This window comes from Nocardiopsis kunsanensis DSM 44524 (assembly GCF_000340965.1).
GTDB lineage: Bacteria > Actinomycetota > Actinomycetes > Streptosporangiales > Streptosporangiaceae > Nocardiopsis > Nocardiopsis kunsanensis.
The window spans coordinates 258,977-278,517 of sequence record NZ_ANAY01000011.1; the positions used below are offsets into that span (position 1 = coordinate 258,977).

Annotated in this window: 20 protein-coding genes; 12 read left to right on the plus strand and 8 right to left on the minus strand. The window is 69.4% G+C overall.

Translation table 11 applies throughout. From position 1 onward, the window contains the following. Nucleotides 1–40 precede the first annotated feature (40 nt). Nucleotides 41–679 carry a response regulator gene (locus tag D456_RS0109885; RefSeq protein WP_017576015.1) on the plus strand — a complete coding sequence of 213 codons (639 nt, stop codon included), beginning with the start codon at nucleotides 41–43 and terminating at the stop codon, nucleotides 677–679. Between the two features lie 192 nt (nucleotides 680–871). On the opposite strand, the gene D456_RS0109890 is transcribed toward D456_RS0109885, so the two are convergent. Continuing rightward, entirely contained in the window at nucleotides 872–2,014 is a 1,143-nt protein-coding gene (locus tag D456_RS0109890) for a GAF domain-containing protein (RefSeq protein WP_017576016.1), read from the minus strand. Nucleotides 2,015–2,207: 193 nt separating this feature from the next. Between D456_RS0109890 and D456_RS0109895 the strand changes: the two genes are divergently transcribed. Together D456_RS0109895 and D456_RS0109900 are read left to right on the plus strand one after the other, a co-directional pair. Then, the gene (locus tag D456_RS0109895) at nucleotides 2,208–2,954 is read left to right on the plus strand and encodes an ANTAR domain-containing response regulator (RefSeq protein ID WP_017576017.1); all 747 of its coding nucleotides are present in this window, start codon (nucleotides 2,208–2,210) and stop codon (nucleotides 2,952–2,954) included. 69 nt (nucleotides 2,955–3,023) lie between these two features. Then, complete coding sequence (locus D456_RS0109900) at nucleotides 3,024–3,368, plus strand: STAS domain-containing protein (RefSeq protein ID WP_373295705.1); 345 nt, start codon at nucleotides 3,024–3,026, stop codon at nucleotides 3,366–3,368. Here the strand turns inward: D456_RS0109900 and D456_RS0109905 are convergent. Then, nucleotides 3,358–4,323, minus strand: coding sequence for an anti-sigma factor RsbA family regulatory protein (locus tag D456_RS0109905; protein ID WP_017576019.1), 966 nt, complete (start codon nucleotides 4,321–4,323; stop codon nucleotides 3,358–3,360). The genes D456_RS0109900 and D456_RS0109905 overlap by 11 nt on opposite strands. A 132-nt stretch (nucleotides 4,324–4,455) precedes the next feature. Then, a complete protein-coding gene (locus tag D456_RS0109910) occupies nucleotides 4,456–5,730 on the minus strand; it encodes a glycosyltransferase (protein WP_017576020.1) in 1,275 nt (424 codons plus the stop codon). A 793-nt stretch (nucleotides 5,731–6,523) separates the two neighbouring features. Here D456_RS0109910 and D456_RS0109920 point away from each other — a divergent pair. Further along, nucleotides 6,524–7,285, plus strand: coding sequence for a PP2C family protein-serine/threonine phosphatase (locus tag D456_RS0109920; RefSeq protein ID WP_017576022.1), 762 nt, complete (start codon nucleotides 6,524–6,526; stop codon nucleotides 7,283–7,285). A 163-nt stretch (nucleotides 7,286–7,448) separates the two neighbouring features. On the opposite strand, the gene D456_RS0109925 is transcribed toward D456_RS0109920, so the two are convergent. The 3 genes from D456_RS0109925 to D456_RS0109935 all read right to left on the minus strand — a co-directional run bounded on the left by D456_RS0109925 (nucleotide 7,449) and on the right by D456_RS0109935 (nucleotide 9,106). Next, on the minus strand, nucleotides 7,449–8,090 hold the full coding sequence (locus tag D456_RS0109925; protein ID WP_017576023.1) for a copper resistance CopC family protein: 642 nt from the start codon (nucleotides 8,088–8,090) through the stop codon (nucleotides 7,449–7,451). 21 nt (nucleotides 8,091–8,111) lie between these two features. Continuing rightward, on the minus strand, nucleotides 8,112–8,720 hold the full coding sequence (locus tag D456_RS0109930) for a hypothetical protein (protein ID WP_017576024.1): 609 nt from the start codon (nucleotides 8,718–8,720) through the stop codon (nucleotides 8,112–8,114). Nucleotides 8,721–8,842: 122 nt separating this feature from the next. After that, nucleotides 8,843–9,106 carry a WhiB family transcriptional regulator gene (locus D456_RS0109935; protein WP_017576025.1) on the minus strand — a complete coding sequence of 88 codons (264 nt, stop codon included), beginning with the start codon at nucleotides 9,104–9,106 and terminating at the stop codon, nucleotides 8,843–8,845. A 766-nt stretch (nucleotides 9,107–9,872) separates the two neighbouring features. Here D456_RS0109935 and ectA point away from each other — a divergent pair. From ectA to D456_RS0109965, 6 genes are all read left to right on the plus strand, one after another. Further along, nucleotides 9,873–10,376: a diaminobutyrate acetyltransferase gene (gene ectA, locus D456_RS0109940; RefSeq protein WP_083904549.1), complete on the plus strand. Its 504-nt coding sequence runs from the start codon at nucleotides 9,873–9,875 to the stop codon at nucleotides 10,374–10,376. A 92-nt stretch (nucleotides 10,377–10,468) separates the two neighbouring features. Continuing rightward, the gene (gene ectB, locus D456_RS0109945) at nucleotides 10,469–11,734 is read left to right on the plus strand and encodes a diaminobutyrate--2-oxoglutarate transaminase (RefSeq protein ID WP_017576027.1); all 1,266 of its coding nucleotides are present in this window, start codon (nucleotides 10,469–10,471) and stop codon (nucleotides 11,732–11,734) included. A 235-nt stretch (nucleotides 11,735–11,969) separates the two neighbouring features. Then, on the plus strand, nucleotides 11,970–12,365 hold the full coding sequence (locus D456_RS0109950) for an ectoine synthase (protein WP_017576028.1): 396 nt from the start codon (nucleotides 11,970–11,972) through the stop codon (nucleotides 12,363–12,365). 340 nt (nucleotides 12,366–12,705) lie between these two features. Further along, nucleotides 12,706–13,650, plus strand: coding sequence for a CPBP family intramembrane glutamic endopeptidase (locus tag D456_RS0109955; protein WP_026115736.1), 945 nt, complete (start codon nucleotides 12,706–12,708; stop codon nucleotides 13,648–13,650). A gap of 93 nt (nucleotides 13,651–13,743) precedes the next feature. Beyond that, nucleotides 13,744–14,190, plus strand: a complete 447-nt coding sequence (locus D456_RS0109960) for an SRPBCC family protein (RefSeq protein WP_017576030.1) — start codon at nucleotides 13,744–13,746, stop codon at nucleotides 14,188–14,190. Between the two features lie 146 nt (nucleotides 14,191–14,336). Further along, complete coding sequence (locus tag D456_RS0109965) at nucleotides 14,337–15,047, plus strand: M50 family metallopeptidase (RefSeq protein WP_017576031.1); 711 nt, start codon at nucleotides 14,337–14,339, stop codon at nucleotides 15,045–15,047. A gap of 63 nt (nucleotides 15,048–15,110) precedes the next feature. Here D456_RS0109965 and D456_RS0109970 read toward each other — a convergent pair whose 3' ends face one another. Together D456_RS0109970 and D456_RS0109975 are read right to left on the minus strand one after the other, a co-directional pair. Beyond that, nucleotides 15,111–15,464 (minus strand): STAS domain-containing protein, encoded by a 354-nt coding sequence (locus D456_RS0109970; protein WP_017576032.1) that lies wholly within the window; start codon nucleotides 15,462–15,464, stop codon nucleotides 15,111–15,113. Nucleotides 15,465–16,068: 604 nt separating this feature from the next. Further along, nucleotides 16,069–17,175: a CaiB/BaiF CoA transferase family protein gene (locus tag D456_RS0109975; RefSeq protein WP_017576033.1), complete on the minus strand. Its 1,107-nt coding sequence runs from the start codon at nucleotides 17,173–17,175 to the stop codon at nucleotides 16,069–16,071. A 216-nt stretch (nucleotides 17,176–17,391) separates the two neighbouring features. Here D456_RS0109975 and D456_RS0109980 point away from each other — a divergent pair, with 216 nt between their 5' ends. After that, nucleotides 17,392–18,555 carry a resuscitation-promoting factor gene (locus D456_RS0109980; protein ID WP_152442525.1) on the plus strand — a complete coding sequence of 388 codons (1,164 nt, stop codon included), beginning with the start codon at nucleotides 17,392–17,394 and terminating at the stop codon, nucleotides 18,553–18,555. A gap of 104 nt (nucleotides 18,556–18,659) precedes the next feature. Next, nucleotides 18,660–19,538, plus strand: a complete 879-nt coding sequence (rsmA, locus tag D456_RS0109985; RefSeq protein WP_017576035.1) for a 16S rRNA (adenine(1518)-N(6)/adenine(1519)-N(6))-dimethyltransferase RsmA — start codon at nucleotides 18,660–18,662, stop codon at nucleotides 19,536–19,538. Nucleotides 19,539–19,541 lie beyond the last annotated feature (3 nt).

Consider the following 19,541-nt stretch of genomic DNA (forward strand, 5'->3'; position numbering starts at 1 on the left):
CAGCGGCAGAGCCCCGAACGAAGACCTGGAGTAACGAGCAGTGACCCAGAAGGCCAACATCCTCCTCGTCGACGACCGCGACGAAAACCTGATCGCGCTGGAGGCGGCCCTCACCTCCCTGGACCAGAACCTGGTCAGGGCCAATTCCGGTGAGGAAGCGCTCAAGCACCTTCTGGGCACCGACTTCGCGGTCATCCTGCTGGACGTCATCATGCCCGGCATGGACGGCTTCGAGACCGCCTCGCACATCAAGCAGCGCGAGAAGACCAAGGACGTGCCGATCATCTTCCTGACCGCTCAGGAGATCGACCGGCACCAGGTCTTCCGGGGCTATGCGTCCCGGGCGGTCGACTTTCTCATCAAACCCTTCGACCCGTGGGTGCTGCGTTCCAAGGTCGAGGTCTTCGTGGAACTGCACCAGCTCCAGGCACAGATGCGCGAGCAGGCCCGCACGCTCCAGCGCGACCTGGGGCAGGAGACCGGGGAACCGGGAAAGGCCCTGGCCGAACAGCTCGCGCAACGCACCGGGCAGGTCCAGGCCGACCTGGAAGCGGTCCGCGACCGTGTGCAGGACACCTACGGGGACAAGGACCGGGCCCTGGTGGAGGAACTCCACCGCCTCGACCGCTCCATCGACCGCTTGAGCACCCTCGTGGAGACCCTGCACGGGCCCGAGTAGAGGTGTTTTGGGGCAGTGTTTGCTTTGTGCTTCCGCTGACGCTTCAGCACGTGTTCGGGCGCCTGTAAGGCACGTTCTTCGCCCTCTCCACAGGCGTCCAGCATGTGCCGGCGCCCGAAAGCAACCCCCGGGGCCGGGCGGAGTTCGGGACGAGCTCTACGCGCTGGGCTCGAGCTGAGTCCGGGACGGGCTCTACGGGCGCGGGGGCATCGCCAGGCCGATGTGCTCGCCGATCTCCTCGATGAGCCCGAGATCGGCCAGGCGGAAACTGCTCCGGTTGCTGCGCCGGATCAGAGTGAGCGTGCCGCGCACGCCCCGGCTCCCGCGCAGGGGGACCGACAGCAGCGAGCCGGCGCCGATCAGGCCCAGCAGGGGAGCATCGGCGCCGTCGTGGCCCAGGACCCCCTCGTCCTCGATGAGGGGGTGCAGCAGCGACTCACCCTCGGCCAGGACCCGGCCGGGCACGTCGGTCTCCTCGGGCACCGCCCGTTCCACACTCGCGCGCAGGCCGTCCGGTGCGTCGGCGGGCCCGGCCACCGCGGCACGGCGGGCACGGGCGGGCTCGGGCCGGTCGAGCACGTCGAGGACGACCCAGTCGGCGTAGGAGTCGGCGAGCAGGTCGGCGACCTCGTCCAGGGCCAGACCGGAACGGCGCAGCAGCAGGCGCGTCATACGGGTGAGTACGTCCAGGCGGCGCGCGGCCAACACCACGACCTGGTCCTCGACCTCGGGCTCCAGGGGAGCGGGGCCCTCGTCCTCGCTCCCGTGCATCGGAGGGGAGAGCGCCACCAGCACCAGCGGGTGCGGTTCGGTGGGCAGCTCCAACCGGGTCAGGGTCAGGTGCACGTCGTCGACCCATCCGCGCTGGGCGGTCCGGGAGTCCAGCGAGGCGGGGCCGTCCCCGCGCAGCACCGACGCCAGCCAGGAACGCAGCGCGGCACGGTTGCGCAGGTCCACGAAGTGCGCGAAGGGTTTGCCCGCGAGGTATCCGGGGGCGCCGCCGAGCTGGTCGGCCCCGGCGTTGTTGATACGCCGGATGTAGCCCTCGTGGTCGAGCAGGATCACGGGCACGGTCAGTTCGGAGAAGACCGCCCGCAGCAGGGCGCGCTCGTCGCTGCCGCCCTCGCGGCGTTGCTCGGGCCGACCCGACAGTGCACCGGCGAGCTCGGCCCCGGCGTCCTTGAGCAGGCGTTCGGCGTACTCGAGTTCGGCCAGTGAGGCTTCCGCTGTGCTCCGTGCGTCGCCGGGGTACATGGTGTGCGTGGAGCGCAGGGCCCGGACCCGCTCACCCAGGGCCGTGATCTCGCGTTGCAGACCGGCCAGGTTCTCCGACACGCTCAGGTCTCCCGGTCCTCGTCGGGGGTGGAGCACCAGTACCCGCTGAGGCGGACACCGACACGTTGGTACAGCCCCCGACGTTAATGGATGTGTGGGCAGGTGGACGCCCGAGGTTACGGTTGGTGCGTGGCCGGAACCCGGTGATACCGCGGCCCGTCCCACGACCGACGACCGTTTTCAGGAGGGCCGGATGTGGTTCGAGCGCCTGGCCCGGGAGTTCAGGGAACTGGGGCATTCCGAGAGCACGACGGTCGAACGCGCTCTGGACCAGATCAGCCGCAGCACGGCCGCGAACGTTCCGGGCTGTTCGGCGGCGCTCGTGGTGGTCTGGCGTGAGGTCACGGGACCGGACGGTTCGGTCCGGCACGTGGTCGCCGACTACGGGGCCTCACACGCGGACCTGCCCATCGCGCTGGAGCAGCAGTACACGGGCGGCCAGGGGCCGGCGGTCGAGGCTGTGCGCCGGCTCCGTCCCGTGCAGGTGCGTGATCTCCTGCGCGAGCGTCATCGCTGGCCCCGGTACACGAGCACGGCGATCCAGTGCGGGGACCGTTCCTCCCTGACCCAGCCCAGTCCGTTGCCCGGGGGCGAGCGCGTGCTGACGCTCGGCATGCACTCGGGCCGGGCCGAGGCGTTCGACGGACAGGCCCTGTCCCCCTTGGCGGCCCTGCTGGCCGAACACGCCGCGGCAGCTCTCCACGCCGTGGACCGGCAGACCGACGCCGCACGCGAGAGCGCGCACATGCGTCGTGCGATGTCGGCCCGGACCGTCATCGACCAGGCCAAGGGCATCATCATGCACGCCCGCGGGTGCAGCCCCGACCAGGCCTTCGTGTCCCTGCGCGAGGTCGCGCAGCGCAACCGCAAGAAGGTCGTCGACGTGGCCCGCGACCTGGTCGCCGAGAACTCGGACGTTCACCGACGTTCGGGCCGTTGAGTCCGCAGCGTGACCGGAGGAGGCAATGATGGGGTGGGGGCCGTCTCGCGACAAGGAGAACTGAACGTGATGTCAGACATATCCATTCGGCACGAGGGTGACATCGCTGTGGTCGTTCCGGTCGGAGAGATGGACGCGGTGGCCTCACCGGAGCTCGCCGATGTCATCGACGGGCTGTTGGGCGAGCGGACCGCGAGTGGGGTCGTCGTCGATCTCGCGAAGGTGAGTTTCTGTGACTCCCGTTGCATCGGTGTGCTCGTGGCCGCCTACCGCCAGGCGCGCGACCTCGGGGTGGGCCTGCGCACGGCCGAACCCCAGCAGCAGGTCAACCGGCTCTTCGTGATCTCGGGCATCGACCAGATCATCCCCGTCGAGGCGACCGTGGACGGAGCCGTGCGGGCGCTCAGCGGCTGATCCGGGTGTCCCGGGCCGACGGTTCCGGCTCTGTGGAACGGTCGAGGAAGTGCAGCCGGACCAGGGAACCGCAGCTGTCCCCGCAGATCTCCAGGAAGTCGCAGGTCTGGCGTGTGATCCACAACCCGTACCCGCGGGAGCGCAGGTCGTCTGCGGGCCGGTAACCGGCCAAGGGGTCGGTGAGCAGCCCGGCCTCGTCGAAGACCTCGCACACCCACCGGTCGTAGGAACGCCACAACGAGATGCTGCCCTTGCCGGCCCCGTGCTCCAGCACGTTGGCGGCCAGTTCGTTGACGGCCACGACCAATCCGTCGGCCTGAACCGGGTCCAGTTCCAGCGAGGCCCCCAGCGCGGTGAGTTCACGCCGCAGGCGCGGCAGTGACTGCCCGATCTCCACACGGTGCACCGGCCCGGTGAGCGGGAGGGGCGAGGGGGAGCGGGAACGTGCACTGTGCGCGCCCGGTCCCAGGTAGGCGTGGTTGGCGTGCGGGCCGCCCGCACCGATCAGGACCGGGTGAGTGGTGTGCACGGTCGTCCGTGCGGCCGCGCTCAGGGTGCAGATGTCGTGCACGCACAACAGGTCCAGGGCGGAGCCGTCCAACGCAGTGGACAGGACCGCCTCCAGACGGCGCCATTCCCGCGGGGCCGGGTCGGGGCCGTTCCCGGACGGGGGTTCGGCCACGACGGTGACGCGTGCGGGCGCGTGTGCGAGCACGAGGCGGTGCAGCGCGGCGAGCATGCGGCCCGGGGCGTCGTAGAGGGTGTCCCGGTCCAGGACACGGACCTCGTGCGCCACCCGGGGAGGCAGTGCGGCGAGCAGGCGGGCCGAGCGGTGCGGGGCGACCGCGAGGACGGCAGGCCGACCCGAGGCGACGGCGGTCTGCAACCAGCCGCCGGCGACCGCTCGGAACCGGTGTTCGTGGGCGAACAACAGGCCCTGGTGCATGAAGGTCATGGTCGTGGCTTCGTCTCCGACGTCCGGGCACCCGGGTTCGGACGCCCTTGTCCGGGACGTACCCGGAACGGGACGCTCCTCCCGGGCAGCGGCCCGGGAAGGCGGTACCGGTCGGGGAAGGGGCCGTCCATGTCAGCGGGAGGAACCGGAAAGGGCCAGGTCGTCGTGCTCGTCCTCGTCCCCGCGTCCCTCGGACCTGACGGGGCGGGCCTGTTCGTAGGCCAGCTCCGTCTCGATCGCGATCCGTGCCCACGGGAAACGGGAACGGGCACGGTCGCCCCCGGCGATCCCGTAAGCCGTGCTCATGGTGGGGGTGTTGAGGACGGTGCGCACAGCACGCACGACCTCCTCCGGGCGGCCGAACCGCATGAGGACCCCACTCGTCCGGTGCAGTACCGCCTCGGGCACCGCACCGGTCGCGGTGGCAACGACCGGCAGACCGCACGCCATCGCCTCCAGGACCCCGCCTCCGTAGGGGTCGTAGGAGGCCGCTGAGACGTAGAGGTCGGCCGAGCGCAGCAGTCGGGGGAGTTCCTTGCGCTCCATCGGTCCGGTCAGGTGCACCCGGCCGTCGACCCCTGCCTCCTTGGCCATGATCTCCAGACGCCGGGCGTCGGAGTCCAGGGCGACGTCGCGGTCCTCAGCGGTCGATACCAGCACCAGTTCGCACTCGGGCATGTGGACCATGGCCTGGACGAGGTTCTCGGCACCGCCGCCCTCGCTCAGCGCGGTGATCGACACCAGCCGGGTCCGCTCCTCGCGGCGGCTGTTCCAGGGTTCGGACGCGGAGCTGCCCTCGATGCTGAAGTGGTCGGGGTCGACCCCGAAGGGGACCACGCTCATGTGGTGACGCGGGAGCCCGAGGCGGGACAGCTCGACCTGCTGGTCGGTGGAGCCCACGAGCACGTGGTCCGCGCGCGAGGCCAGAACCGCCTCCATACGGGCCCGCTCGGGCTGCTCGGGCAGGCCGGCGCGCTGCTCGCTCGCGTTGAGGGAATGGAAGGTCTGCACGAGGGGGACGCCGCTCTGGTCCCGGCCACTGTGGGCCTGGGCGTGGAGGGCGGCCAGCCCGCTGGTCCACTCCACGGCGTGCAGGACGTCCGGGGTGTCCTCGTCCAGGGCCTCGGCCAGAGCGGTGCCGAACTCTCCGGTGTGCTGGGCCTGCTCGTCGGCCTTCAGAACACGGGGCGGCCCGGCGTCCAGGTAGGTGACCGACACGCCGCGCGACATGCGGGTGCGCCCGGTGGGCTGGTCGGGGTCGCTGCGTCGGGAGTAGACGGTGATCCGGTGGCCGCGCTTGGCGAGCTGGCGCGACAGGGAGCACGCGTGCAGGCTCGCCGGGCACGCGGGCTCACCGCGGTGGGCGGGCAAGGGATCGGCGTGTTCGGCGATCAGGGCGATCTTCACTGAAATGACTCCTTGGACACGGGTTGGGGTCGGTGTCCTTCATCGGTGGCCACCCGATGGGCCCCGGAGCGGAACGGGAACAGCCGGGCGTCGGGATGTTCGTACCGGGGCGTCGGTGGCTGATCCGGTCGGTGATCAGGGGGCGGGTGAACACGGTGCCGCGCGCCCGTGCATGCGCACGTGCGGGGCAGGAGTGTGTGCACGGCTCCGTGGCGCGTGTGCTCTGAGCGCACGCGCGGTTCCGTGGAGGAGAAAGAAGGGGAGGGGAAGGGCAGACGCATACTCGGTTCACACCAAACGACCGTCGGAGAGAGAGGGGGCCTACGGGCGCACGCGTGGCAGGTGCGATCCGGGCCGGTCGTGTGTGTCTGCGTCTTAGACACCCAACGCTTCGATTCTGCCAGAGGTTCGGGGGAGCGACAACGTAGAACCGGACTCCTCCCTGGCCCGAACCCTGCTTCAGGACTGTCCCAAATCCGATTCGAGCCTGTAACCAGGGCGAATCCGGCACAAGGGCCGATGCCCTCTGCCGGAAGGGCCTGTGCACCGTTACTGTCGGAACGGACCTGCGACGTCCGGTCGGTGTCCGGTGCCCCATTGCCGGGAGCGGAATGCCGGGTGGGAACTGCGTATCCGGGGTGTTTTCCGCCATGATGTACGCGGATTTTGACCGACTCCGGCGGTAGCTCGGTACGGTTGCAGAATCCAGACGTTGAAACGGGACTCGACCAATGGTCCGGCGCCGCGTGTTGCCGGGCGACCGGCCACGGCCGACGAAACGGAGGAAGGGCGTATGGGTGTCGCTGGTGGGGAAGTCATTGTCACCGCCCTCACGCACCGGGGCGCGGTCCGCCCTGCCAACGAGGACGCCGTCGTCATGGGCGCTCTCACCGTCGCCGGCGCGAACATGAGCTCGCCCGTACGGTGCGTCCTCCCCGTCGGTGAGCCCGTCATCCTCGCGGTGGCCGACGGCATCGGCGGCCAGGCGGCCGGAGAGATCGCCTCCGAGCACGCCGTGCACCGCATGGCCGAGGTGGGGACACGTCTGGAGGGTCCCGAGCACATCGCCCAGATCCTCGGCAACATCGACGAGGAGATCAAGGACCACGCCAAACAGCACACCGAGTTCTCCGGTATGGGGACCACGGTCGCGGGTGTGCTCCTCAACGGCGACGGCAACTTCTGGTTCAACGTCGGTGATTCCCGCACCTACCGGGTCGAGGGCGGGCGGCTGCGCCAGCTCAGCGAGGACGACTCCCCGGTACTCCCCCCTTCGGGGGACGGACGCCCGGCCACCACGAACTTCATCACGCAGTCCCTGGGCGGCAGCTCCGGAGGCACGATGGTCCCTCATGTGGGCAGGGACGAGGCCTCCGACCCCAGCACCTGGCTGATGTGCAGCGACGGCCTGTCCGATCTGGTCTCCACCGACGAGATGGAGCGCATGATGGCCGAGGCCGGCAGCGACGAGGCCGCCGTGCACGCCCTGTGGCAGGCAGCCATGGAGGGCGGCGGCAAGGACAACATCAGCATCATGCTCGCCCGCCGCGTCTGACACGCGGCTCCACAGGCGAAGGCCCGGCCCCGCCGAGGGGACCGGGCCTTCCTGCGCTCTCAGGGGCGGTGCGCCGCTACACAGGAACCGCGCGCGCCGCGAGGCGCGGGCACCACCCGACCGTCAGGGCGGGTGGTGCCCGTCGTTCACGGCGGGGAGGACGTCAATGCGTGCTCCTGCGCACGCGCACGGCGACCAGGATCACCCCGGCGAGGACCACGACGGCGGCGGCGATGATGATGCCGACGGCCGTGCCCGAGATCCCGCCCTCGTCGGCGGCCTCCTCGGTGGCGGTCTCCTCGGCGGCCTCGCCGGTGTCCTCCTGGGCACCCTCGTCCTGGGTGTCCTCGGCGGCCGCCTCGTCGGCCCCGGCCCCTTCCTCTTCCTCGGACGCGCCCTCGGCGACGGCCTCCTCCGGAACGGTGAAGGTCAGGCTCTCCTGGATCGGGTGGCCGTCGGAGGAGACGACGCGGAACCCGATGGTGTAGTCGCCCGCCTGGTCCAAGGGCTCGAGCTCGGTACTGACGTCGTTGCCCTCGAAGACCAGATCGCCGGTCTCGTAGGTGGTCTCCTCGTCCGGACCGGTCACGGAGATGGCGTTGCCGTCCCCGGACTCCAACGGCGCGTTGTTGAAGGACAGCACGACTTCCTCGGGCGCGGTGTCCAGGGTCTGGCCGTCCTCGGGGGTGGAACCGGTGAGTACGTCGTGCGCCCCTGCCGGGGACGGGGCCAGGACGAGGGCGGCTGCGGTGAACGGGGCGAGGGCCAGCGCGGCCGTACGGGCCGCGGGGGTCTGGATGGTCATCTTCCTTCTCTCAGGTTCGGTTCACGGCCGGACCGCGTGGGCGGGGTCCGGTTCGGCGCAGGGGAGGACCTGGCCGGGAGGACCGCGTGGGCCGTGTGTGGAGAGGTCGACCGGGGAGGGAGGAAGACCCGGGGAGAGGGGAAGGGCGACAGGCCGTGGCACGACCGGAACCCGAGGGCGCGGACCGCGTGGCAGCCACCGCGTGAGGAGGGAGGCCAGGGCCCACAGGGCGGCTTCCCCGTGTGCGAGCAGCGCGGCGGCCAGCAGAGCGGCCCACAGGTGGGCGATCAGCATCCCCGGCGCGAAGCCCAGCACGTGTGCGAGCAGGCCGTGACCGCTGTGTTGGGCGCCGTGGAGGAGGAGCCCGTGGTCGGGGCCTCCCGAGCTCTGCAGGATCAGATGGATCCCGGTCTGGGAGGCGGCCAGGACCGCGAAGATGTCGCCCATACCGCGCAGACTGCGGGTGAAGAACAGCAGGACGGGGAAGAGGAACGCGGTCGCTGCGAGGAAACCGCCGGTGGAGGCGGGTTCGGGCGCCCAGAGGTTGTGCCCGCCGTAGGCGATCCCTGTGGACGCGCCGGCCAGGAAGGCCGTGCGCAGCAGATGGAGTGTGCCGTGGGCGGGTCGCACGTGATCGAACCTAGGCAATGCCCTCTTCGGCCGCAAGGGCCGTCGGAGGAAGGATGGAGGGCGTGCAGGTGGGTGAGTGGGGCCGCCGGGCTGTGTCGCAACCGGCGGCCCGTGCCGTCGTGTCAGCTCGCCGGAGCCAGTTCGAGCCGCATGTAGCGGCGCTCCTCGGGGGTGGTACCACCCCAGACGCCGTGCGCCTCTCCGGCTCGCAGGGCCCACCGCAGGCACTCTTGGCGAACAGTACAACTGCGGCAGACGGCGACGGCTTGTTCGGTGTCGGCCTGGCCGATTCCGGTGGTGCTGACGGGAAAGAAGATCTCGGGGTCGTAGGAGCGGCAATTGCCCTGTGCGACCCAGTCCTCGCTGTCGTGGTACAGGCGGTTCATGGGACGCCTCCGATCCGTCGTGCTGATCCTGGCCCGTACCGGGGATCCACGGCGGGCGCAGAGAAGAGTTGTGGGCGCCGAGGAGGTCCGAGGGCCCCCACAGCGGTGCGACCAAGTGTAGTACTACATGAGGTCGTACTACATGAAGTCTGGTCGAAAGACGCCGGAAGAGCAAGGGCCCGTGGCGGGGCCGAGCAGCGCGGACCTCGGGGGAGGGGGCGGGCCCGTCGCGCCGCCGGGCAGGGGCCGAGGGGCGCAGAAGCCGTGGTGGCGGGGGATTCCGCACGCGAAGCCCCTGCGCTGTTACCTGTGTGTGATGTACGCTTCAAGTCCTCGGGGCGTTATGTCCCCAGGTTCCCACCGTATTGATGTGACTTAACGCACGCCTGAACTGTCGCCCTGAGGCCCTATGTTTGACCGTGGCGCCTGTTCTCGGGCTGTGACGCTCTGTTCCGCGAGCGGGGTCGGCAGCGCCCGGCGTGGAAGCCGGGAGTCCCTGGTGAGTAAGGGAAGGAGGGCACCGTCGGCCCTCCGGGTCGGCGGGCCCCGAACGCCGAGGGTAAACCCGAAAAGCTGCTAAATAGGCTAGCCATACCCGATTCTGAAGTGCTCAAACATCTCCGAACGTGCGGTCTGAAACCTATTTGGTGATCGTTCGCTAAATTCAATCGACGTGCCACATCAACGAACTGACCTCCAAGCACGCGACCGGACCGACAACGGGGCCACAGGATCTGAGGCCGCAGGGGCCGCGGGCCTGGGAGGTGTGCGCTTGTCACACCCGTCCCCGGAGGACGGGCCGCACATGTGGCGGCTGGCGGGTGAGACGGGAATGGACGTCAACTCCCCGTACTCCTACACGCTCTGGTGCCGGGACTTCTCCCGTTCCAGCGTCGTCGCCCGGGACGACGACGGTCGGGTCGCCGCATACGTCACCGGCTTCGTGCGCCCCGACAGCCCCGACACGTATTTCCTCTGGCAGGTCGCCGTGGACTCCGCGTACCGCGGACAGCGGTTGGCCCGCCGGATGCTCGACTTCATCGGCGACGCGATCGCCGAGCAGGGCCTGCGCTACCTCGAAGCGACCGTGACGCCGGACAACTCGGCCTCCCGGGCGCTGTTCGGTTCCTTCGCCAGGGACAGGGGTGCCGAAGCCGTATGGAGCCCGCTGTTCGGGGAGGAGCACTTCCCGAAGGACGGAACTCCGCACGAGCCGGAGGACCTGGTCCGTATCGGCCCCCTCGGGGCCCGGCCGAGTCAAGAAGCGTGACGACCATCCGCACCGGATCGACCGATCCTGTACCGCCCCGTCGTCCAAGCCATGAGCCCACGAACTTGGGGAAAGGAACCAAGGAACACACGATGGAGACCTTCCAGCGCCTCGAGTCCGAAGTCCGCGGATACTGCCGTAGCTGGCCTGTCGTTTTCGACAAGGCCCTCGGAAGCCACGTCTACGACGAGAACGGCAAGCCTTACCTGGACTTCTTCGCCGGGGCCGGCTCCCTCAACTACGGGCACAACGACCCGGAGCTGAAGAGCAAGCTCATCGATTACCTGACCGACGACAAGATCGTGCACAGCCTGGACGCCTACAGCGCGTCCAAACGCGAGTTCTTGAAAACCTTCGAGGAGATCATCCTCAAACCGAGGGGCCTCGACTACAAGGTCCAGTTCCCCGGCCCGGCGGGCAACAACGCCGTCGAGGCCGCACTGAAGCTCGCCCGCAAGATCACCGGCCGTCAGACGATCATCAACTTCACCAACGGTTTCCACGGCATGACCCTGGGCGCCCTGGCCGTGACCGGTAACTCCATGAAGCGCGGCGGCGCGGGTGTCCCGCTCGACCACGTCGCCACGATGCCCTTCGACAACTACCTCGACGGGCAGACCCCGGACTTCCTCTGGCTGCGTACCCTCCTGGAGGACAGCGGCTCGGGCCTGGACGCCCCCGCCGCCGTCATCGTCGAGACCATCCAGGGCGAGGGCGGCATCAACACCGCCAGCGCCGAATGGCTGCGCGGTCTCGCCGACCTGTGCAAGGAGTACGGCATCCTGCTGATCGCCGACGACATCCAGATGGGTTGCGGCCGTACCGGCAACTTCTTCTCCTTCGAAGAGGCCGGCATCGTTCCCGACATCGTCACGCTCTCCAAGTCCATCAGCGGTTACGGCCTGCCGATGGCGCTCACGCTGTTCAAACGCGAGCACGACGTGTGGGGCCCCGGCGAGCACAACGGCACCTTCCGCGGTTTCAACCCCGCGATGGTGACCGGTGCCGAGACCCTGCGCCGTTTCTGGAGCGACGACTCCTTCGCCGAGGCCACCAAGGCCAAGGGTGAGCTCATCGCGGGCCGTCTCCAGGAGATCGCCGCCGAGCACCCCGAGACCGGCGCCCACGTCCGCGGCCGCGGGATGGCCCGCGGTCTGGCCTTCGAGCAGGAGGGTCTCGCCGACAGCGTCTCCGCCGAGGCCTTCGAGCGTGGTCTGCTGCTGGAGACCTCCGGCCCCGAGGACGAGGTCATCAAGCTGCTCCCGCCGCTGACCGCGACGGAGGAAGAGCTCATCACGGGCCTCGACATCATCGCCGACTCCGCCCGGGCCGCGGTCAAGCAGAGCCAGGCTTCCTAGAGCCTGTCCCGGTGCTACTCCGCCCCTCCGGGGCGGGCGGCCCGGGGCGGGACCCGGTACACACCGAGGGCCGTGACCCGGCCGGTGCGGAGCCACGGGAATTTTCCCGGGTGGCTGCCACTTCTACTGACGGTACGGGGCCGGTCGGAAGATCCCGGAGACGGGATCCCCGACCGGCCCCGTACCGTGCCGTCCACTACTTATGAGGCGCAGCAGCGCGATTGAGGAGTCACCAGTGATCGTTCGCAGCATGGACGAGGTCAACGACACCGACGCCGACATCAAGACGGAGAACTGGCGCAGCCGTCGGATCGTCCTCGCCAAGGACAAGGTCGGCTTCTCCTTCCACGAGACCATCCTGTACGCGGGCACCGAGTCGAAGTTCTGGTACGCCAACCACATCGAGCTCGTGCACTGCATCGAGGGCGAAGCAGAGCTGACCAACGAAGAGACCGGGGAGAAGCACATCATCACCCCGGGCACGCTCTACCTGCTCGACGGCCACGAGCACCACACCGTCCGTCCCAAGACCGACTTCCGCGTCCTGTGCGTGTTCAATCCGCCGGTGACCGGCCGTGAGGTCCACGACGAGAACGGTGTCTATCCGCTGGTCGTCGAGGACGACGCGTAGGAGATCCCCCCGGTCGGGCACGCGCCCGACGCGCACCGCTTCGGGGCGGGGCCGAGTGACTCTCGGTCCCGCTCTTGTCGTTTCCGGAGGGGCTGCCGTCCCTTCGACGGGGGTGGCCCGCGTGTGGCCGATCCTTTGTCCGCTTCCCTTGTTTTTACTCCTGCCGCCGCGTGGTGAATTCCGGTGCGCAGCAGAGGTTTCCCTTTTTCTGTCATGTGCGTTCTGTGCGTTTTTGTGCATGGCTGTTGTCAGTTCTTCGCGATGCAACATGCCGTGGGGATTAAGCAGCGTTTAGTTGCGGCATAGGCAGAATGGGTGTTCTGAGACAGGGGGGACACTTGTGACCACGATTCGAAGGTGGGGGTTCCTGGCGTGGACCGCCCTAGCCGTCGTGCTCGTCGTGTTGACGGTGGGACTGCCGACCGAAGTGCGTACGCACGTGTTCGGCGACAGCCTCCCGTACTACCTCGGCTCTTGGGGCGCCATGCTGGCCGGCGGGCTGCTCATGTGGGCCATGGTGCGGACACTGGGGGAACGGCGCTGGCTGGACGAGCAGATCATCCGTGCGTTCGTCGGCCATCCGCTCCGCTTCGAAGTGGCGTGGTGTCTGTTCCTCCTGGCGGCGTTCTTGCTGTCCATGGTGGTACTGAGCCGGCTCTTCGGCATCTTCGAGACCGAGGTCGGCGCCGACCTGGCGATGTCGGTCTCGCTCGTGAGTCGGCTGCTGTTCCTGTTCACCCTCCCGATCCTGGTCCTGGACCGGTCGGGCGTGACCACCGACGGACGCGGCACACAGATGCCGAACATCGTCCTGAGGCCGAATGCACCGTGGAGGTGGGGCGGGCTGCTGCCGGTGGTGGTCACACTGGCGCTCATGGGGGCCGTGTTCCTGCCCTACAGCGATTACCCGCAGCTGGGCTTCGGCCTGGTGGGTTTCCTGGCCGCCTTCACCGTCATATCGCTGTGTGAGGAGGCCTTCTTCCGTTCCATGCTCCAGACCCGGCTGGAGGTCTACATGGGGCGCTGGGGCGGCATCGTCGCCTCAACGGTGATCTTCGCGCTCACCTACGCACTGATCCAGAACTTCGACGCGGTCTCCCAACTGCCCGGCGAGGGCCTGATCAAGGACACAGGCCTGGCGATGGCCACCTACGGTGCGGCCGGGCTGTTCTACGGGTACCTGTGGTCCTGCTACCGCAACCTCTGGCTCAACGTGCTGATCCGGGTGGGGACCTTCCTGATCCTGATGGCTCCCGACCCGAGTTCCGGGCTCATCGGACTGTGACCGCCCGCCGCGGCCGGGAACGAGTCCGCCCGGACGGGCCGGGGCCCGAGGTCCGGGGCGAACGCGCTCGGGAACCGCTGGCAGTATGGGGCCATGGCCAACCACAAGGTTTCCCGCAGCATCGACATCGAGGCCCCTGCTTCGGTGGTCTTCGACATCATCGCCGCCCCTGCCCGCCACTCCGAGATCGACGGGTCCGGCTCGGTGGGCGGCCAGACCTTCGGCCCGGAACGCCTGGGCCCGGACAGCGGTTTCGGCGTGGACATGCGTATGTTCGGGGTCCCGTACCGGATGAGCAACAAGGTCGTGGAGTTCGAGGAGGGCCGGCGCCTGGTCTGGAAGACCGCGGGCCCGCAGCGCTGGGGGTACGAGCTCAGTGACCTGCCGGACGGCGGGACCCGGGTGAAGGAGACCTTCGACTACTCACGCGGCCCCTCCTTCTGGTACATCCTGGTCGGTTTCCCGAGGAAGAACGCCCAGGCGATCGAGCACACGCTGTTGCGGCTGCGGGAGCTCGCTGAGTCCGAGAACCAGGGGTGAGAAGTCGCTTCCGACCGGAAAAGCTCCGGTCACGCGGAGATCTCTGAGATGTCCTAGAGTTCGGCGAGGGCCCGTCCCCCGCAATTCCCCCACGAGGTCGTGTGCGCTGCGGTCGGGCCCGTCCGCAGTCGACCCAGGGAGCAGCGATGGGAACAACCTTCGGAGACGTGTGGCAGGAGGTCCTCACGGTCCAGCCCGAGCCGGAGCGGTGGATCGTCGTCGGTGCCGCGGTGGTGGCGCTGCTGGCGGTCGTGCTCGGCCCGACCTGGCGTGTGGGGCGCAACGTCGTCACCATCGCCCACGAGGGCGGGCACGCACTCGTGGCCCTGCTGAGCGGTCGACAGCTCACGGGGATCCGCTTGCACTCGGACACCTCCGGGGTGACGGTCTCCCGGGGCAGGCCCACCGGGCCGGGCATGATGCTGACGGTGTTCGCGGGTTATGTGGCGCCGTCGGTGGTCGGGCTGTTGGGGATCCTCATGCTCATGGCCGACCGGATCACGGCACTGCTGTGGCTGAGCATCCTGCTGCTCGCGCTGATGCTCGTGATGATCCGCAATGTCTACGGTGTGATCTCGGTCGTCGCGACGGGGGTTGTCGTCTTCGGCGTGAGCTGGTACACCGAACCGGAGGTGCAGGCGGCGTTCGCCTACCTGTTCATCTGGTTCCTGCTCTTCGCCGGTGTGCGCCCGGTCCTCGAACTGCAGTCGCAGCGCGTGCGCAACCCTTCGCCCCACTCCGACGCCGACCAACTGGCCAGGCTCACGGGCCTGCCGGGCACGCTGTGGGTGGTGATCTTCGCCCTGGTCAATCTCGGTGTGACCGGGCTGGGTGTGTGGTTGTTGCTGCTTCGTTAGCAGCGCTGGAGCGACCGGTGGACGGTACCGGTCGTCCTCGCCGACGGTGCGGCGGCCGTGTTCCTACTGGGAGTTCGGGGCGGTGAGCGCCTCGGTGACGGTCCCGAAGACGGGGATGCGGGTGTCCAGGGAGGTCACGCGCAGCGTCTGCATCACCCGGTGGATGGGTGCGGCGATGGCCATGAGCGCCTGCTGCTCCTTGGCGGTCTTGTGTGCCCGGATGAGCACCCGCAGGCCGCTGGAGTCGATGAAGCGGAGCTCGCTGCAGTCGAGGACGACCCGGCCGTGGGGCTGGGTGATCAGGGCTTCGACGACCGCCTCCTGGAAACGGTCCTCGGTGGCCATGTCGATCTCCCCGTTCAGCGCCAGGACACGCCCGGCGGAATGCAGGGTGGAGGAGATGTTCAGGTCGGGCATTGCTACTCCGGCGAATTCAGGACGCACCCGATGGGTCGGAGTGGACGGTGGAACACCGCCCCAGGCGTGCGTGTCGGCAACTGCTTTCGGAGTGTTACCGGGAAGGCCAAACTGTCGGTTCATCTGGTTCCTCGCGTGATGCCCCCGGGCCGGGGGTCGGGGACGGAACGCTGTCGTCTCCTGGTCTGTGTGGGAAAGCACGGCTGTCCGTCGGACGTCCCGCTCCAGCTGAGAGTTCCATGGGCGGTCCCGGCGGGTGAACCGGCCCTCGGCGTCTCGGGACCGGGTGGCTCAACACCCCTTGAGAACCCGGAACCTTCCCGTGGGGGCCGGCATTCCCTCCCACGGCCGGATGGAGGTTCCCGACGGCCGGCGGGGGCCGTGCCGTGCGGGGCCCGGGGTCAGTGGGCCGACGGCCGCTCATTCATGGTACCGGGTACCGCTTCATGTAGCCGAGAGGCCCTTCCAGCCCCGGACTGTACCACAGTGATGTGGCCGATTCGTGACGTGAGTGACGCATGGTCGTGGCCGTGTCGTTCCGCCTCCCCGCGGGCGATGTGACTCGTCTCAGGCCCTCTCTGCGCCGACGACCGGAAGCGACCGTTCAGGCCGGGTCGATGCCCCATTCCTCCAGGGTGCGCCAGGTCTCGGGCTGTGCCCGGCCGCGGGTGACCCGGCCGGGGGTGCGGTCGAAGCGCGGCGCGGTCCCGGCGACGACCCGTCCGTCCTCCTCGCGCGTGAGACTGCCGCGGGCGGCCACGTGCGGGTGGTCGGGGGCCTCCTCGGGGGAGAGGACCGGCATCACGCAGGCGTCGGTGCCCTCGAAGACCTCGGCCCACGCATCGCGGGTGCGGGTGCGCAGGACCTCGGCGAAACGGGCCTGCAGGGTCGGCCAGGCCTCGCGGTCCCACTGGTCGGGCAGGTCCTCGCCGGCCAGCCCCGTGCCGTCGAGGAAAGCGGCGTAGAACTGCGGTTCGATGCAGCCCACCGAGACGTGGCGTCCGTCGGCGCACTCGTAGACGTCGTACCAGGGGGCGCCGGTGTCGAGGTAGTTGGTACCGCGTTCGTCTGACCAGTTCCCCCGGTGGCGGTCCTCGAGCATCATCGACAGCAGGAGGGAGCTGCCGTCGACCATGGCGGCGTCCACCACCTGGCCGCGGCCCGAGGTCTGGCGTTCGACGAGGGCGCTGAGTACACCGGTGACCACGAACATGGTTCCGCCCGCGAAGTCACCGAGCAGGTTGACCGGGGGGACGGGCGCCTGGCCACGGCGGCCGATCGAGTGCAGCGCCCCGTTGAGGGAGACGTAGTTCATGTCGTGGCCGGCCGTGTGTGCGAGCGGGCCGTCCTGGCCCCACCCGGTCACGCGCGCGTAGACCAGGCCCGGGTTGAGCTCGAGGGCGTCCTCGGGACCCAGGCCGCGGCGTTCCAGGACCCCGGGCCGGAACCCTTCGAGGAGGACGTCGGCGCGGGAGACGAGGTCGCGTGCCAGAGCCATGCCCTGCTCGGATTTCAGGTCTGCCGCCATGACGGTCCGGCCCTCGCTCATGTGCGGGCCGGGTGCACCGGCGTTCATGGCGTCGGCTGCCGCGGGGCGGTCGAGGCGGATGACGCTGGCACCCAGGTCGGCCAGGAGCATCCCGGCCATGGGTGCGGGGCCGATCCCGGTGAACTCGACGACGCGGATTCCGTGCAGGGGGCCGGTGCCCATTGGTGCTCTCCTTGAGTAGAACGAGACTCGGTTTCATTGTGGCGTGCCCGCGTGGCTCCCGTCACCCCGACCCGTGTGTACCGCGCCCTTGCTTGCAGATTTCGGATGATTTCTGGATGCGTTTCGGTGGGGGTGTTAATGTGCAGTCGCAGTGAGGCGTTGACCCGCGCCAGACACTTCTCGTCGCTCCAGTCCCTCGGAAGGGCAGCTCCCGTCATGTCCGGAACCCGTAACTCTGGTCGTCGCCGCGGCAGTACGCGCCGCGGACCGCGCATCAAACCAGCAGTGTTCGTCGCCGCCGGTGCAGCCCTGGCCCTGGTCGTCGTCGGCGGGGGCACCGCCTACGCCATGGACAACAGCGTCACTCTCGACAACGACGGTGAACAGCAGACCGTGCACACTTTCGGCGGCACCGTGCAGGACGTTCTCGACTCCGCCGACATCACCCTCGGGGAGAACGACGCCGTCGCGCCCTCACCCGACACCGAGATCGGTACCGGTGACCACGTCCTCGTGCGTTCCCAGCGGGACCTGACCGTGGAGATCGACGGACACGAGGTCTCCGGCGGAGTCCACGCGGCCACCCTCGAGGAGGGGCTGCCCCAACTCGGACTGGACCCCGAGGGTGTCGAGCTGTCCGAGGACCTCGGGGCCGAGATCCCCGAGGAAGGCCTGGACGTCACCGCCGAACGGGCGCCCCGCATGGTCGTCATGTACGACACCGTGCGCACCGAGGTCCGTACGACCGGCGAGACCGTGCAGGACGTCCTCGACGCAGCCGGGACGGAACCGGGCGAGCACGACATCGTCTCTCCGGAGCCCGAGGAGGAGGCCACCGACGGGATGGTCGTCGACATCACCCCCGTCCTGGGTGAACCCGAGGTCGAGGAGGTCCCCATCGAGGCGGAGGAGGTCGAGGAGGAGGACCCCGACCTGCCGGAGGGCGAGCGCGAGGTCGTCACCGAGGCCGAGGACGGGGTCAAGGAGGTCACGACCGCGACGATCCTCCGCAACGGCGAGGAACACGAGCACCAGCTCCGCGAGGAGGTCATCACCGAACCCGTCGATGGCCTGGTCAAGGTCGGGACCCAGCAGGAGGAGGGCTCCGCCCCCGAGGGCGGCGGAGCCGCGGGCGACCTCAACTGGGCCGGACTGGCCGAGTGCGAGTCCGGCGGCGACCCGACCGCCGTCAACTCCGCGGGCGGTTACTACGGCCTCTACCAGTTCAGCGAGCAGACCTGGCAGTCCGTGGGCGGCACCGGCCTGCCCTCCGAGGCCAGCCCGGACGAACAGACCCAGCGGGCCCAGCAGCTCTACAACGCGGTCGACGGCAACTGGCAGAGCCAGTGGCCGGTGTGCGGGGTCCACCTGCACCAGTGACCACGCGGCCCGTGCGTAACGGGCCCGTCCGCTCCGGCGGTCACGGGCGCCACCGCCGGAGCCACCGACCGGGGGCGGTCCCGCGGGGATGGCAGGATAATGGGGTGACACAGACACCCGAACCCGATCCCGCCGACCGCTCCCGCTTGCTCACACCCGCCGACGTGCGCGCCCTCGCCGAGCGGTTCGGTGTCCGGCCCACCAAGACCCTGGGCCAGAACTTCGTCATCGACCACGGCACCGTCCGACGCATCGTGCGCGTGGCCGGCGTCACCGAGGAGGACGTGGTCGTCGAGGTCGGACCAGGGCTCGGATCGCTCACCCTCGCTCTCCTCCCGCACGTACGCCACGTGACCGCCATCGAGGTCGACCCCGGCCTGGCCGAGGCCCTCCCCGGCACCGTCGCCGAGCACGCCCCCGACCTCACCGACCGGCTCACCGTCGTTCCCGCCGACGCCATGCGGGTCGAGGAACTCCCCGGGCCCGAACCCACCGCCCTGGTGGCCAACCTGCCCTACAACGTCTCCGTGCCGGTCCTGCTCCACCTGCTCGAACTGCTGCCCGGTGTCCGGCGGGTCCTGGTGATGGTCCAGTCCGAGGTCGCCGACCGCATCACCGCACAGCCCGGCGGACGTATCTACGGAGTGCCCTCGGCCAAGGTCGCCTGGTACGCCTCCGCCCGCCGGGCCGGTGCCGTGGGACGCAACGTCTTCTGGCCCGCGCCCAACGTCGATTCCGGGCTCGTCGAACTGCTCCGCCGCCCCGAACCCGCGACCTCCGCCACCCGGGAGGAGGTCTTCGCCGCCATCGACGCCGCCTTCGCCCAGCGCCGCAAGACCCTGCGCGCCGCCCTCGCCGGGTGGGCGGGGTCCGCGCCCGCAGCCGAGGAGGCCCTGCGAGCCGCCGGGGTCGATCCCCGTGCACGCGGCGAGTCCCTCACCGTGGAGCAGTTCGCGGCCATCGCCGAGCACCGCCCCTCCTGAAGG